The 15,200-nt window shown below is 34.4% G+C and carries 18 protein-coding genes and 1 pseudogene; 9 read left to right on the top strand and 10 right to left on the bottom strand.

Annotated elements, in window-relative coordinates:
* Position 1 precedes the first annotated feature (1 nt).
* Entirely contained in the window at positions 2-2,104 is a 2,103-nt protein-coding gene (locus tag BMW39_RS12875; protein ID WP_034975986.1) for a DEAD/DEAH box helicase, read from the bottom strand.
* A 2-nt stretch (positions 2,105-2,106) separates the two neighbouring features.
* Positions 2,107-3,027 (bottom strand): HamA C-terminal domain-containing protein, encoded by a 921-nt coding sequence (locus BMW39_RS12870; RefSeq protein WP_034975984.1) that lies wholly within the window; start codon positions 3,025-3,027, stop codon positions 2,107-2,109.
* A 783-nt stretch (positions 3,028-3,810) separates the two neighbouring features.
* Here BMW39_RS12870 and BMW39_RS12865 point away from each other — a divergent pair.
* From BMW39_RS12865 to BMW39_RS12825, 9 genes are all read left to right on the top strand, one after another.
* On the top strand, positions 3,811-4,206 hold the full coding sequence (locus BMW39_RS12865; protein ID WP_034975981.1) for a single-stranded DNA-binding protein: 396 nt from the start codon (positions 3,811-3,813) through the stop codon (positions 4,204-4,206).
* A gap of 14 nt (positions 4,207-4,220) precedes the next feature.
* Complete coding sequence (locus BMW39_RS12860) at positions 4,221-4,433, top strand: hypothetical protein (RefSeq protein ID WP_034975977.1); 213 nt, start codon at positions 4,221-4,223, stop codon at positions 4,431-4,433.
* Positions 4,402-4,935 carry a DUF1281 family ferredoxin-like fold protein gene (locus BMW39_RS12855; RefSeq protein WP_228426431.1) on the top strand — a complete coding sequence of 178 codons (534 nt, stop codon included), beginning with the start codon at positions 4,402-4,404 and terminating at the stop codon, positions 4,933-4,935. The genes BMW39_RS12860 and BMW39_RS12855 overlap by 32 nt, the downstream gene beginning before the upstream one ends.
* Positions 4,936-5,373, top strand: a complete 438-nt coding sequence (locus BMW39_RS12850) for a hypothetical protein (protein ID WP_034975970.1) — start codon at positions 4,936-4,938, stop codon at positions 5,371-5,373.
* 45 nt (positions 5,374-5,418) lie between these two features.
* Entirely contained in the window at positions 5,419-5,961 is a 543-nt protein-coding gene (locus tag BMW39_RS12845; RefSeq protein ID WP_034975968.1) for a PRTRC system protein E, read from the top strand.
* Positions 5,962-5,978: 17 nt separating this feature from the next.
* Complete coding sequence (locus BMW39_RS12840) at positions 5,979-6,197, top strand: PRTRC system protein C (RefSeq protein ID WP_034975966.1); 219 nt, start codon at positions 5,979-5,981, stop codon at positions 6,195-6,197.
* Positions 6,198-6,310: 113 nt separating this feature from the next.
* Positions 6,311-7,486 carry a hypothetical protein gene (locus tag BMW39_RS12835; RefSeq protein ID WP_034975962.1) on the top strand — a complete coding sequence of 392 codons (1,176 nt, stop codon included), beginning with the start codon at positions 6,311-6,313 and terminating at the stop codon, positions 7,484-7,486.
* A 41-nt stretch (positions 7,487-7,527) separates the two neighbouring features.
* Complete coding sequence (locus BMW39_RS12830) at positions 7,528-8,274, top strand: PRTRC system protein B (protein WP_042279175.1); 747 nt, start codon at positions 7,528-7,530, stop codon at positions 8,272-8,274.
* Positions 8,275-8,276: 2 nt separating this feature from the next.
* A complete protein-coding gene (locus BMW39_RS12825; protein ID WP_034976223.1) occupies positions 8,277-9,083 on the top strand; it encodes a PRTRC system ThiF family protein in 807 nt (268 codons plus the stop codon).
* Positions 9,084-9,465: 382 nt separating this feature from the next.
* On the opposite strand, the gene BMW39_RS19505 is transcribed toward BMW39_RS12825, so the two are convergent.
* The 8 genes and pseudogenes from BMW39_RS19505 to BMW39_RS12785 form a co-directional block, all read right to left on the bottom strand.
* The gene (locus tag BMW39_RS19505; RefSeq protein WP_072410579.1) at positions 9,466-9,675 is read right to left on the bottom strand and encodes a GDCCVxC domain-containing (seleno)protein; all 210 of its coding nucleotides are present in this window, start codon (positions 9,673-9,675) and stop codon (positions 9,466-9,468) included.
* Positions 9,675-10,277 carry a mercuric transport protein MerTP gene (gene merTP / locus BMW39_RS12815; protein WP_034975961.1) on the bottom strand — a complete coding sequence of 201 codons (603 nt, stop codon included), beginning with the start codon at positions 10,275-10,277 and terminating at the stop codon, positions 9,675-9,677. The genes BMW39_RS19505 and merTP overlap by 1 nt, the downstream gene beginning before the upstream one ends.
* Positions 10,274-10,648, bottom strand: coding sequence for an ArsR/SmtB family transcription factor (locus tag BMW39_RS12810; RefSeq protein ID WP_027381139.1), 375 nt, complete (start codon positions 10,646-10,648; stop codon positions 10,274-10,276). The genes merTP and BMW39_RS12810 overlap by 4 nt, the downstream gene beginning before the upstream one ends.
* A gap of 59 nt (positions 10,649-10,707) precedes the next feature.
* Complete coding sequence (locus BMW39_RS12805) at positions 10,708-11,121, bottom strand: bleomycin resistance protein (protein WP_198417452.1); 414 nt, start codon at positions 11,119-11,121, stop codon at positions 10,708-10,710.
* A gap of 106 nt (positions 11,122-11,227) precedes the next feature.
* Positions 11,228-13,498 (bottom strand): multicopper oxidase family protein, encoded by a 2,271-nt coding sequence (locus BMW39_RS12800; protein WP_034742681.1) that lies wholly within the window; start codon positions 13,496-13,498, stop codon positions 11,228-11,230.
* A gap of 23 nt (positions 13,499-13,521) precedes the next feature.
* A pseudogene (locus BMW39_RS12795) lies at positions 13,522-13,949 on the bottom strand (heme-binding domain-containing protein).
* A gap of 23 nt (positions 13,950-13,972) precedes the next feature.
* A complete protein-coding gene (locus tag BMW39_RS12790) occupies positions 13,973-14,632 on the bottom strand; it encodes a DUF3347 domain-containing protein (RefSeq protein ID WP_034741371.1) in 660 nt (219 codons plus the stop codon).
* Between the two features lie 39 nt (positions 14,633-14,671).
* Positions 14,672-15,193 (bottom strand): DUF305 domain-containing protein, encoded by a 522-nt coding sequence (locus BMW39_RS12785; RefSeq protein ID WP_034741369.1) that lies wholly within the window; start codon positions 15,191-15,193, stop codon positions 14,672-14,674.
* Positions 15,194-15,200 lie beyond the last annotated feature (7 nt).

The raw sequence follows: 15,200 nt of genomic DNA, 5'->3' as shown, positions 1-15,200 counted from the left end.
TTTAGGCGTTCATTATTTTTATTCCGTCAAAGAAATAATTCAAAATATATTTATCAAATTCGTCCAAATTATTTGTTTTTTCAATAGTCATTTCTTTTCCTATTTCGTTAAATTTTTCAACTACTTTATGTATGGTTAAATCACTATCATAGAAGTCAATAACTTTAGATTCGTGAATTTTTTTTGAAATCATTCTAGGCAAACCATATTCTTCAAGTTGGAATACAACTTTAGGTAGAAATGCGTTTGAACACCACTTTATGAATTTAGAAATATCATATTGCTTATTTTTTAAAATTCGTTTTTGTAACGTATTTAAATCATTTAAAAGTGCTGAAAATTTATATGTGACATTTCTTTCTAGTAGAAAAAAAGTATCAATCCCAACATCATAATCTTCAAGTTCTTTTAGCAGTTCGGGAATAGATTTAGTCCAATTGTAAGCCATTATTTTTATAAATTCGACAAAGGTTTTATAGCTACAATCCCAGTTTCCTGGTTGTAACTTTATCACTTTATAAAGAAGTCTATCCCAATTTTCAGGCTTAAATTCATTCAAGTAATATAAGCCATTCCATTCGTCAGGATTTTTAGTCAAATCAATTGCTATAGCCTTTATCAAATCAGAGTTACTCGATTGAAAAATGGATTCTGATTTTAGTTCTTCATAGACTTTAGCTCCAACAAGCTCAGCCATTTCATCATTATAGAACTTTAATTTTGCAACTTGCTCTTTAGTTAATAATCCATCATATTTTGATTCTTCTAAATCTCCTAGTATTTCATCTGGAAAGGGAATGCTTAATTGAGTTAAGCCTTCTTCTGGTGGTTGTTCTAAAATGTAAATCTTACCTATAAAGTGCTTAAACATTCTGCCACCTCTTCCAATAATATTTTTATAAGTGAAATCGTCCAATTTTGCACTTCCTTTTCTATTTCTCCAAATTATCACGTTTTCAGCAGATGTATTAACGCCTTCTATGATTGAAGATGTTGAAATTAAATTTCGTATTCCCTCTCCTTCTTCAAATAGTTTTACTTGGATTTGACTTAAAGAACGATGTAGTCGGCCATTGTGAACGCCAATTTCGCGACTAACTAATTTTGTTAAGCTCCAATTGAAATCATAATTCTTAGAAAGCCAATTTGCAAACATTTCAAGAAGTTCATTTTTAACTGGCTCATATGTCGCAAGAAATAAAATAGTTAGGCTATCAATATTGGAATATGTACCAGCATAAATCAGAGATTTTCCTTTATTTTTAGATAGGATTTCTAAGAGTACTTCGCTTTTTTCATCATTATTCTTGATTTGATTGTATAGTTCGTGTTTCTCTAAAAAAACGGTATTAAAATCAAGCCTTATAAATTCCATATCGTCTGTAAATGGATTGTTTTCTAATGACGTGATATTTGGAGCTAAATAATACTTTTGATTTGATTTTGCTCCAAGTTTAATCATCGCTCTAATTAAACTTGGCGACCTTTCTTTATCAAATTTACTACTGGCTTTATAGAATTCATCAACTATCATAATGTCAAATGACTCCACGATGTTAATGTAATTCATAGCTCTTTCCTGTGGAAATATGAATATGTTTTTATCTGACAATTCAACATCAGAGGTTGTTATGATTTTATACTCGTGAGCGAATTTTTTATATAATCGTCTTCTAGTTTCGTCTGTTAGTGCTAATGTTGGAACTATTATTAAAACATTATTTGGTTTTTTAATTTTAATATACGCATCAATTACAAAGCTTTTACCGAAACTTGTTGGTGCACTTACAGCAATATTTTTTCCTTCCAAAAGCTTTTTAAGTAAAAAAGATTGTTCTCTATGTAGAGTTAAGGGATTTTCTTCGCCGACATCAACTTTAAAGGCATTATAGATAAATCTTTCTTCCCAATTAGAGGTTTCTAACTCCAAGTATGGAAAAAGACCTGTTTCTCTTATTAAATGATTAACTAATGGATTGTAAGCTAATTGATTAGTGTTGTGAAAATCTAACAATTTAATGAGCTCCTGTCTTGCTTCATTTTCTTGGTTATCGATTAAAAGTCCATTAATTATATGGCATCTGTCAAAAACTTGTTCTTGCATAACTAATCTCTATAAGCTTTAGCGATTTGAATAAATTTATCTACGACTTTTTCCTTGTCTGCAATTGGAAATAAAATTATGTGAAAATTAATTTTTTCATATAAATGTACGTCAGCACATTTCTGAATTTGTTTCTTAAAATATTGAGTTGCTCTGTCTTTGTGATAATCAATAATACCTTGTTTATATTCTGCGGTCAAACTTGTTCCAAGTTTTGTTTGTTCACATTCATACAACAATAATATTGGAATGTTTAATATTGGCTTTATGTTGTCAATTGATTCCTCTTGTGAAAGACTAGCTTTTATTTTAATTCTCAAATCTTCAGAGATTTCATCAAAATCATTGATATCACTTAAATTCGTTATTATGCTATTCTCTTTTTTGATTTTATCTAGACTTATAGAGTCTTTTACAGAAGCAACAATTGTATCTAACCTCGCATTTTCTATACTGTTATAAAATTTTGATTCCCCAAACCATAATGAAAAAGAATCTTCTGACTCCACAACAATATGAACGCTATCTGAACCTTTAGCTTCATCTTTTAGATTTTGCTTGTAAAAAATTTTAGGGACAATTGGCAATGCAGAATAGTGATTTTTCATTATTCCGTAAAGTACAATTTCTGCAATCTCACTACCTCTTCCAATTGCATCAACAGACTCAATTAAACGTAATTTTTTTGCAGATTCTGTTAAAATTGAACCTTCTCCATCATCCAAAAGTGCTTTCCTTTCACTATGACTTAATGCAGTTTCCTTTATGTTGTTCCATATGAATTTTTGAAATTTATCATATCTCCATTCTCCATTTTCAAAATCGTTAATTATTCCAAGAACTGATTTGTTGTTGGTGATTTTTAAAGTGTCGTCTAATTTGACGTCATCAAAAATTTCATTTAGTAGAATTTCAAATTTCATTCACAGTGTAATTTTATTATGATTTATAGCTCATAGAATATATCAAAGGCAAAAAACTAGTCAAGTTAAAAATCAACATTGATTTTTAATACGATGGTAAGTATTTGAATATTCATAAATCCAGCTATCTATTTGTGATTTTGACAAATATAATCAAAGTAAGTGAGAGAAAATTAAGAAAATCCGTAAAGTAATAATAAACTCCGTAAAATTTATCAAAAAAGTATTTTTATTCAAGAATTATTAACCCAAAATTAAATGAATATTGCAATTCAAATCATTAGACAAACTAATTATCGAATGTTTTATTTTGATTTTACCGGCGTCAAAACCGTCTAGTTAATCACTTCTAACTGATGTTTGGCTTTTTACTATTGCAAATGTAGGACAGCATCATTCACCTAAAAAAATATTTTTGGGTTTCTATAAAAATTCTTTCCACGAGTTCCAATAATTTTTTCAGACACTCCTGAATCCTTCGGACAAAAATATTTCGAGCCACAATCCTCCAAAGCTTTGGAGGATTGTGGTTTTATATGCCTGTTACTTTCCTATGATCATCGGCAAAGAAAAAGACGGAACCTCAGTTATACGAATCAATTAAATCGAAGACGGTCATTGACATCAACGGAAAAAAAACAAAACAACAACAAAGAATACTGTTTTCCAATTGGATATAAGCAGAAAAAAGAAAAAAAACGAGTGTCCTCGAAACCAAATCAATTTAATCGAAAATTTTACAATTAACAACAAATCAATTATTAACAATCAAAAATTAACATTATGAACATCGTTGGCAGAATTACAAGAAACGCAGAAATCAACCATTTAAAAGACGACAAGCAGGTCGTTAATTTTTCAGTAGCCATCAATGACAGCTACAAGACTAAGCAAGGCGAACGAAGAGAGCAGACCACCTATTACAACTGTTCTTATTGGCTAAGTCCAAATGTTGCTAAGATTTTAACCAAAGGAACTTTAGTTGAATTGACAGGCAGGGCGAGTTCGAGTGGGTGGATTGGAAAAGATGGAGAAATAAAGTCGGGACTGAATTTTCATACTTCAAACATCAAAGTACACGGAGGTGGGAAAAAGTCTGACACAGATGAACAACCAGCTTCACAACCACAGAAATCCAATGTTTTTGCAGAAGATACAGATGATGATTTACCATTCTAAAAGCATTCACAAATATGGAAGCACAATATAACTTTCAGATGAAGCCGAAAAGTGATAAGAATGATTGGGAAAAGGTGGAGGTCTTTTCCCAATTCTATTGCGAGAGAACGACAGCAATACGGTATGCAAAAAGTCTTTCAAGAAAATTCAAATCAGAAATCCGTCTTACAGAGGGAAAAGACCCTTTGAAAACGAGTGGAACATACATTTACGAAAACAACAATTAATACAACAAATATTATGGCAAATTGGTGCAACAATAAAGTAACATTCAATGGAGATAAGGACAGTTTAAACAAAGTTTTGGCTTTGTTTAAAGAAATGATTGAAAAGGAAAGTAAAGGAAATATCGGGCAGTTACCCGATTTTATTGAGAGCAAAAACGGTTACTTCTTTGAAATTTATTGTGATGAGACTGATGAATGTTCTTTCCATTATGAGACAAGATGGAGTCCAAATATTGAATCGTTATGGATGGTTGCAACTCACTACAATGTCGGATTTGTATTGGATTACGAAGAATCTGGCTGTATGGTTTACGGCAAGACCATTTACGAAAACGAAATCTTACAGGATTATTTTCTCAATCAATGTGACTTTCAAGACTGTATCTACAATGTAGATACGGATTGTTACGAATTTGAGGGTACAAGCTATGATTACCAAGATGAGATTATGAGAATCCTATTAGACAGGAAAATAAATAATAACAAACAAAAAATTGCATAAATGAAAAGATCACTTCAACAAACAGAATATTTACTGATAAAAACAATGACCAACAGCGGATGGGATAATGGCGATTTTGCCATTATCCACATTACGGGAGAATGGAAAGAAACCCAAAAGAAAAGGCTCGAAGCTGTAAAGCCTTTGGAAAATGACTATGATTTAAAATGGCTGAATTATGCTGATACCAATGTCGAATTTTTCAGGTTTTCGGAGGAAACACACCCCGAAATAGAAGAATGGCTTTCTGAAAAAGACAGCGTTTTCATTGAATTGGAAACTGACGAATTAAAAAAACTCCTTCAACCCGAAAATAATCTAAACTGTTATCAAATGCAGGTATTCAAGAATGGAAACGCTATTTATAATGCTTTTGGAAAATATACAGGGGAAGAGTTTTGGACTAAAGAATTTTCATTATGGGAACTGACAAAATAGTCCAAACAGGAAACATCAACAACCATCAACTTTAAACCTACAATTATGCAAACCAATTTTTTCAGACAGATAGCCAAACTCAATCTTACAGGAGATTTGCAAATCACACTCCGACCGACCACAGAAAACAACTTTGTTCTTTCCGTATTGCTCACCAATGAGCAATGCGGAGACGATGCAAGGAAAACGATTCCGCCCCTTAATTTGCGTGGGACAGCAGAAGATTTGGACAATGGATTTTTTGAGAATATTTCCACTCCATTACAAACCGCATCGGGTTTAATGGTAGATATGGAAAGTTTTATGAAACAGGTCGAAGAAGCCAAGAAGAAATCGGCAATGGAAAAAGAGAAATCTGATAAGGAGAAAAAAGAAAAGGAAGTCAAAGATAAAAAGTACGGCGAAGCCTTACAGAAAGCTGAAGAACTCGAAAAGGAGGGCAAGTATAAAGAAGCGTGGTCTGCACTTCCGAAAGGTTCGGAATTTCCTGAATATGCTGAGAAAATCCGCAAAAAGCAGGATGAATACGAAGGGCATTTTGCCCCAAGTCTTTTCTCTGAAAATCAACCTCAATCAACCGAAATTTAAACTAAAAATCAAAAATTATGTTACTCGCAACACTATTAGACAGAGTTTTTATATTAAAAGATAACGGGCAGGAAATCCGCTTGACCGACCCCGAACCAAAATGGAGTGTAGAAGCCGTAATGAATTTTTACGCCAACACATACCCGATTCTAACCACTTCAAAAATTTCAGCACCGAAAATCAAGGATGATGCCGTTGAATACCAATTTGAGAGTGTAGTTGGAACAAAAGGATAACAGGCAAATGGTGGATAGCTTTTAGATTAACGAAATGAGAACTGTATAAAGCCGTCCGCCAAAAGCTGTTGCTAAAAGGTTATCAACTATCAACCAACAACCATTAACAAAAAATGAATGCAACGAAAAACAATATCGGGAACAATTCAACCACCCGAAGAAAAAAAACAAAAACAACTGCACCGACAACTAAGGGAATACGCAGAGTGGATGCATCAAATGAAAGACAGCTCGGAAGTTCAGAAAGACCAACGGAAATCAGTTCCAATCTCTCAACTTCCGATGCTTTTCTGAAAACCTGCTTTATGCCGAAATTAGAGGAGAATGACATAACCATAAAACAGACCAAACGTAAGTCTGCTAAAATAGAAAGGGATTTTTATAAGTCCCTTTCTCAATTAGCAAAGCATTATGATATAACTACGATGCCGACACAGCATTTTAATTATCCTTATAATATCAGCCTTGCTTTGAGAGATATTGAAGCGCAGTTGAAAACCAAGAGTGAAAATTGGCAGAGTATCCGACTGATAGAAAAGGCTAGTAAGACCTACTTCGCAATAGAAGAGAGATGCAACACAGGGGCAACCTTGTTTTATGTTCCTGTCGTACCGCTTTATCAATTTCTCCACAATAAGGTACACAGAAAAGCAGCCTGTTTACTGTTATCAGTATGCGCTTATCTGTATAGAAATGCAGATATTCCATATTATAGGCAGGAGGATTCTTATCTCTATTATAATTACGAAATGCTTAACGATTGGCTTCAACAGGACGAAGAAATAGAGGATAGTCACAACCGCAAAAAAGACCTTCAACGTGCAGAAATCATCGGAGATATGATGGGACAAAAGATTGCCGACTGCAGAAATCTTATCTTTTTTGAGCAACGGCTGAAACGTTTTAGACCGAAAAACAGGTTTGATAAAGAATGCCTTCAATTGGCAGAAAAAGCCTTTAAACTTTATTGTGATTACCCTAATGAAAGCATTTTCAGAAATGCCCACTATAACAATGCGGTCAAATCCGAAGATATGGACGAAGATGACTATTACAACGAGGAAACTGTTATCGCAATGGATAAATATATTTCCTTTTTTGCCGAGAGTGACGGATTAATTTATGATAATCTAACGAGTATGGTCAATAACGAGTTCAACGAATATGCTGAAACACAGGAACCAATGATTTTTAAAACATTTAACGGAAGTGATATAACCGATAAAAATCTTGATTTTGAAAATCAGCTATTTAAGGTCTTGAACGAATTGTGTCGATTGCTTAACTAATCTGTCAAACATATAAATAAAGCAAATTATAATAACAAGCTATGAGAAATACAATCAATACAACTGAAAATGAAGAAACTGACATAACCAATAATTTTGGAACACTCTACCATCCTAAATCAGCATTGGTCTTTTATGAGACAGAAGATTATAATCCCGATGGTTATGTTGAACATTTTGATATTGACCGCAATGGAAATCCCATCAATTCCCATCCTTTGACCTTAAGGGAAGCACAGCGTTTATCGAAAATGCTGAATATCCAAAATAAGAAAGACAAAGATTTTCTAAGACCAAGTGGAGTTATTTCTGAAACTATACTTTTAATAGATACGTCGGAAAATGGAAAAGTGGTCTGGTACACAAAAGCACAGGAACGACATTTATTATTTACCGAGAAGCTTTCGATTCCAAACGGATTAGCGAATGTGCCACCTTTGGTATGGTGTGCTAATAAGCAGGGAATGAAAATATTCGCATTGGAGACAGACCAACGCCCCAATACAGATACACCACTATTTCACGCTCCGTTCTTTAATGTTTACGAAAGCGGAAGTGTTTGTATGGGAACGGTCGACGTAAACATTAAAAGTTCCGCATCACTCGAAGAGTTTACTAAGAAATGGGAAAACTATTTTTTCAATTCTTATTTCAGCCATTTGGTCAACAGCCATAATCCGATTAAAGGAAACTTGGTAATCCTTTGGAAAAGCCTTATTGATTCAAAAGAGCCGTTTCCGACAGATATTCTAATCAATTCAAATCTAACTTTAAAAAATCTACTCTAATGATACAATCTGAAAAAACAAAAGTCCATTTTACCGATGATAGCCTTTTAAATCCTACCAATCCTGTAATGGTAAACCTCATAGGTGCAGGTGGAACAGGTTCAAAAGTATTGACCGCCTTGATGGAAATGAACCATTCATTGATTGAATTGGGACACGCAGGATTACAGGTGCGGTTGTGGGATGATGATATTGTCACAGAAGCGAATCAAGGCAGACAGCGTTTTGCAGAATGTGAAGTAGGATTACCAAAGGCAGTTGCACTGATAAATCGGGCAAACCGATGGTCTGGAACGAATTTGAAAGCCGAAGTCAGAAAGTTTGAAAGAGATTCTTTAGGAAGAATCCAAGAGAATATGCAGTCCGCAATTTATATGTCGTGTGTTGATAATGTCAAATCACGATTTGAAATTGCTGATATTCTGAATGAATTGAAAGAGGGTAGGAGATTATACAGAAACCAGGCTAAATATTGGATGGATTTTGGCAACAACCGATATTCTGGACAGGTTTTGCTTTCTACAGTTGAGAATATAAAACAACCTGATTCCGAAAAATATCAAACAACGTCGAATCTTCCTTATGTGACGGAAGAATTTGGAGAACTGCTTTTGCAGTCTGAAACGCAAGATGATACACCAAGTTGCAGTTTAGCAGAAGCATTAGAAAAGCAGGATTTGTTTATTAATTCTACATTAGCACAAATGGGATGTTCTCTATTGTGGAACTTGTTTCGCAACGGACTGACTGAAAACAGAGGTTTTTTCCTTAATCTAAAAAATTTCCATTCTCAACTGATAAAAATATAAAAAACCGCCTGACCAAAAGTTGGGCGGCAAAAATGCAATTCCTCCCTGCGGTCGGAAACGTATTTTTGCGGAAAGCGGAACAACCCCATTTCTAAAACAATTCCGGACTTTGGCTTTGGTTTGTTTTAGAAAAAAGGTTGTAAGTATTAACTGACTATAGAAAACTCGTTGTGCATAGTTTCAATTAAGCATTAAAATAGTTAGTTGAAACTATGCACTTTCAGTGCAAGAATTTCAGTTTCTATAAATTTTTTATTCGACACAGATGCACAGATAATAAAATGAATTTTTTAATATTTTATTATCTGTGCATCTGTGGAGTTTTTTAAACGAATTTCATTCGTTGTTCAAATCTATGGACTGAAAGTCCATAGTGGTTTAGTTATTTACAACAAGCATTTCCCTCTTGAATAGGTGGGCACTTTACTGTACCGTAACTACAAAACACGCAACAATCTCCCTTTATAGGTTTTAGAGTTGTTTTGCAACTCTCACACTGATAGAAAAATTGACAAGCATCAGTTGGCATTTCTTCGGATTTCTTATGTCCGCAGGTTGGACAAGTTATTTCGGATATTAAAATGATGTCCATTATGAAATAATTTTGCTTTTTAGTGATTTGTAACCAGTAGAGTTGATAGCTTTTTCGATTTGCTCGATGCTGGTTTGTTTGTTGTCGAACTTTACAATTGCGTTGCCTTTTTCGTAAGAAACAATAACTTCAACAATGCCTTTTAGTTTGCTAATTTCTGTCTTTACATGATGTTCACATCCTGAACAAGTCATTCCTTTAATAGTAAATTCAACTTTCTGAATTTTAGAAGTCGAAGTAACAATTGCCGTGATTTTTGTCTTCGGAACAAAGATGTGAGCATAACTCGGAAATGATAGAAGTAAAACTGATATTACGGTAATACTTCCTAACAATGATTTCGTTTGCATAAAATTTTGTTTTTGATTTGTTTCACAATTACAGTCAATTTGTTTTTGAGGTTTCAGTTTTTGATACCAAGCAAAGCCAAGAACTAAAACAGTCATACCAATAAAATAAGGTCGAAAAGGTTCGAGCCACGAAAAGGTAGAAGCAATTCCGCTTGAACCCGCAACTATAGCCAAAATTGGCGTAATACAGCACAAGGACGAAGCAATTGCTGTCAAAAGTCCTGCACCGATTAATTTTTTTTCTGTTTTCATATTGCTTCCAAAATTTTGTTTTCGTTAAGGATTTTGAAAAAAGGTTTGAGCATTTTTTCATACTCTTTTGCCAACGAATAGAAAATAGTTTGCGCTTGTCTTTCCGTTTCAATGAGTTTTCTGTCTTTGAGTTTTCGCAAGTGCTGAGAAACTGCCGAAATGGTCATACTGAGAATATCGCTTAGGTCGCAAACACAAAGTTTCTTTTCTTCATAAAGAAGAAAAAGTATTTTCAGTCTTACATTGTTACCCGCTAACTCAAGTCCGCTGGATAAATAATCAACTGTTCCTTTGATTTCACTAATCCGGTCTTTGCAACGCATTATCTGCTTAACGTCCGCCTGCTGCCTTATACAAGAAAGATTATCCATAAGTACAAAGATAAGCAAATTGTTTATTTAAGCAAATACTAAAATACAAAAACATCTTTTTATACATTTTCATAAAAGGATAAAAGATTTCCGTATAAGTCTAATGCTGCAAATTCTCTTGTGCCATAATAGGTACTTTCTATCTCTGTTTTTTCATTGTGAAGCACCTCTTTTTCTTTTAGCTCTTTATACAGCTCTTCAACTCCTTTTACTTCAATTCTGCAACTGTGTGTTCCTGCTAAAAAGCTTTCTGCCCCACTACTAATCGGTTTTAGAAATAGAAAAATGCTTTTCCATTTCCAACTATAATTGCAGGAAGCCCACAAATGCAGTTCTATGTTGCCCCGAACCAAAATTGCAAAAGTGTCTTCCTTGTGCCGACAATCAAAACCAAATTTGTCTTTGTAAAATTGAACTGCTTTGTCAATTTCCCTGACAGGAAATGCGGGTGTTGCCTTTATCAGTTCTATCATTGTCATGTGCAATTTTAAATTGTAATATTGTGGTATATAGTTGAGACAGCTCAAACGGATTGAAAAAACGTTTTCGGTTTCCTGGCTTAGCTGTTTATCCTTTGTTTTAATAATTTAAAGATAACCCAATACCCCAGCCCATATCGCTATCATAATGTGTACGAATACCCACATTTTTATTGATAATATATTTTAGCTCTGTCATATATTCCATATCGGTGTTGACCATAAAACCAGCCCTCAATCTCTTTGTGATGGGAATATCTTCACGCATTAAAGAAAGACGTACAATTCCATCGTGATATACCTCTGCCTGAAAGTTTACTAACATTGGTAATGTGTACATAAAGCCCAAGCTAATAGCTCTACGTGTATCTTTTTCATTTTTCTGTCCGAATAAATTGGTTTCGTGTTCATCCATACCCATTTTACGATACCTCCAATCAAAACCTATAAACGGCATAAACCATTGCATTTTTCCAATGTACCTTCCTAAATGTGTTTCTACTTCATAACCGTGCATATCGTTATAGCCTAATCGCCATTCTGTCCCTAAACTCCATCTTGAATTCTGAAGCATCGCATCACCATCATTTCCATTGCTAGCAAAATCATTCTGAGCCATTAAGTGTGGCATATTGCTTTCTCTTTGCAACATATTATATGCTTGTTTTTTGTTAGGTAAATTCGGATTTTGATAATCGTCAACTGCAAATACCCTGTTCATTCCTGACATCATATGATAAAGGATATGACAGTGGAAAAACCAATCTCCTTCTTCGTTTGCTAAAAACTCAATGGTATCAGTTTCCATTGGCATTATATCTATAACATTTTTTAGTGGTGATTTTTCGCCTTTGCCATTGATTACCCTGAAATCAAAACCGTGCAAGTGCATTGGATGGCGCATCATTGAGTTATTATGAATGGTAATTCGAAGAATTTCTCCTTTTTTCACAGGTATTTTATCAACTTCTGAAAGTATTTTATTATCCATACTCCACACATAACGGTTCATATTTCCGGTAAGGGTAAATTTCAATTCTTTTACTGGCGCATCTTTAGGAAGTTCCGTATTGGAAGGAGATTGTAGCATTGCATAATTCAGCGTTTTGATTTCTCCCAAAGCATTTGCATTGTAACGGTTGGGATCATTTTCCATATTCATATTGTGTTGACTATGGTCTTCTTTTGGTTTTGCCTCTCCAGTAATTTCAGGATACATTACCACGTTCATATCCATTTGGTTCAGGCTCATTTTCATTCCCATATCGTCCAAATCTCCATTCATCTTCATCATATCGTTCATCATCTTCATCCCTTCAAAATATTTTAATTTAGGAAGTGGTGATATTAATTGTTTGATGCCATTGCCCACAAAATAACTTGCGGATTGTGTTCTGTCTTCAGTAGTAGCTAGAAACTGATAAGCAACACCATCTTCAGGAATTGTTACTACAATATCGTAAGTTTCAGAAACCGCAATGATTAATCTATCTACTTCCACAGGTTCTACATCATTACCGTCATTTGCAACTACGGTAATTTTACCGCCTGCATACCGCAACCAAAAATAGGACGAAGCACCACCGTTTGAAACTCGCAATCGTACTTTATCGCCCGCTTTTAGCGTTTTGCCGTCCACCTTTTTTAAATCGGTCGTATGGTTTCCATTGATTAAAATTTTGTCATAATACACATCGCTTACATCCATTGCCAACATCCGTTTCCATTCGTTGGTTAGTTTTGTTTTGAAATGTCCTTCTCTAATAGCTTCTGCATAAGACTGTGTTGCATTTTTTTTAATAGCTGCCCAATCGTTGGCATTATGCAGCATCCTGTTGATGTTGTCGGGATTAAGATTTGTCCACTCGCTTAAAATGATGGGTACAGTCGGCAAATCGTCAATTCCTTTTCTAAAGGTTTTATCATCATCCTTTTTCTTCATTATAAAACTGCCATACATCCCAATTTGCTCCTGCAAACCAGAATGTGAGTGATACCAATGCGTTCCGTGTTGGATAATTGGGAAGCGATAGGTATAGGTTGTGCCTGCCTTAATAGGTTTTTGTGTAAGCCAGGGCACACCATCTTCTTTGTTGGGCAGGAACACTCCGTGCCAATGCAATGAGGTACTTTCTTTTAATTGGTTATGTACAACGATTTCGGCTGTATCGCCTTCGGTAAAAGTGAGCGTTGGCATTGGTATTTGACCATTTACGGAAATGGCTCTTTTTTCTTTGCCTGCGTAGTTTACAAGCGTATCTTTTACATACAACTCGTAACGAACTACTTTTTGTGCAAAGAGAGATTGCGAACATAACAGTATAAAAACTGCTTGCAGCAACCTGATCGTAACATTTTTAGGTATATTCATTTTGATATTTTTTTTCTTGAAACTTAATCCTGCTCTTTTAGCCAATTGGTTAAAACTTTGATTTGCTCATCATTCAGTTTTGTGTTTTTATGCATCATTGTATATGATGCTAAGGGCATTTGTTTAGTTTCGATTTGTTCTTTAATTGAGTTTAATAATCTTTCCTGCTTCCTATTTGAGTATGTACCCCATTCGTTGAAATTCAAACCTCTTTTGCGTTTTTTATGTGGTTTTCTACTAATGCTCTCATAGGTTGCACATAGTCGTACCAAACATAATTAGTATTGTTACTATGACAATCGTAGCAAGAGGTTTGAAGCATCGCTTTTACTTCAACAGGCATTTTATACGCTTGGGTAAAATCGGTTGTGTAAACCTGCCCTTTATCTACATTAAGGGCAGGCTGATAAAATTGAATAGCAATAAAAATAAACAGCACTATTGTCAACATTATCTTTAATACTCTCTTCATTTTTAGAACTCTTTTTTTACAGAGCCACATGTAAGCATCTTGCTGCCATAATAAGGATTTTTGATAGTCTTAGCTTCGTTAATCCAAACCGCACCTTTACCATCATTGTACATTGGGCAGTAGTCCTGATATAATTTTTGGGTAGTTCCAAATAATGTGATAAGGTCAGAAACGTCTTTACTTAGCGATGCTAAATGCTCTCTCTGGTGGTCTATTTTACCAGCATTGTCACTAATATGCTCTGCATTTTCTTTGGCATTTTCCGCTATTTCCATATATTCTTTATGTTTATTCGCTGGGATAGCGTTCATATCCACATTTTTTAAGGTAGTAAACAATTGCTTTCCTGCATTAGCCGCTGCTTTGTCATTATCTGCAACAAGTGCATTTTTTAAAGCCAAATAATCCTTAATTATAGGTGCGACAGTAAACTTTTGAGCTTGCTTCACATCGGACTTTTCTGCCTCTTGAGAAGATGTATCCGTTGAAGTAACAGTTGCTACCGTATCATTGTGTGTAGGTGATTGTAACTCCGGAGTTGCAGCAATTGTTGTGCTATCATTAGCTTGCTGGTCGCTATTTTTATTTGAAGATTGATTGCAGGAAATTGTTACCGCTGCAACTGTTACTAATGTAATGATTGAGAAAATTATATTTTTCATTTTATTTATTTTTGATATTATTGAAGAAATTTGTCTTATTTATTTGTTTTCAAATTCATTTAGCTTACGCTTCATAAATTCGATTTCTTGTGCCTGTGTTTCCAGTATGTTTTTTTGTAACTGTATCAATTCGGGGTCGGTAAGCTTAGCTTTTTCAGACATCAATACTGCTGCTGCGTGATGTGGTATCATACCTTTTACAAACTCTTTATTTCCCACAAATAATTGCTCCCGAATACCAAACCAAGAAAAGATACCAATCGCAAGGGAAACCGTTATGATTGCCCAGTTGATTTTTTTGCTTTCATACATTCCTTTCATTATCAATAGTTCTATAATCAACATTGCAGAAACCATCAGCAAAGTCATATACAAATTATTGATGTTCAGGATAAGGTTCTGTAAGCCGTCAATCATAGCATACATAATGAAGTACATAGCTATGAACATAGCAACAGCCATTACAGCAAAGCGTTTGTACATTGCTAAAGAGTGATTAGTATTATGCTTTTCATTCTTATGGTTATGTTGCATTTCGTGTTGGTTTTCCATACTTTCCATAACAATA

Origin of the sequence: Epilithonimonas lactis, assembly GCF_900110605.1 — a bacterium.
Classification (GTDB): Bacteria; Bacteroidota; Bacteroidia; order Flavobacteriales; family Weeksellaceae; genus Epilithonimonas; species Epilithonimonas lactis.
The sequence above is the reverse complement of the archived record's forward strand: the minus strand, read 5'-3'. Positions and strand labels throughout refer to the sequence as shown.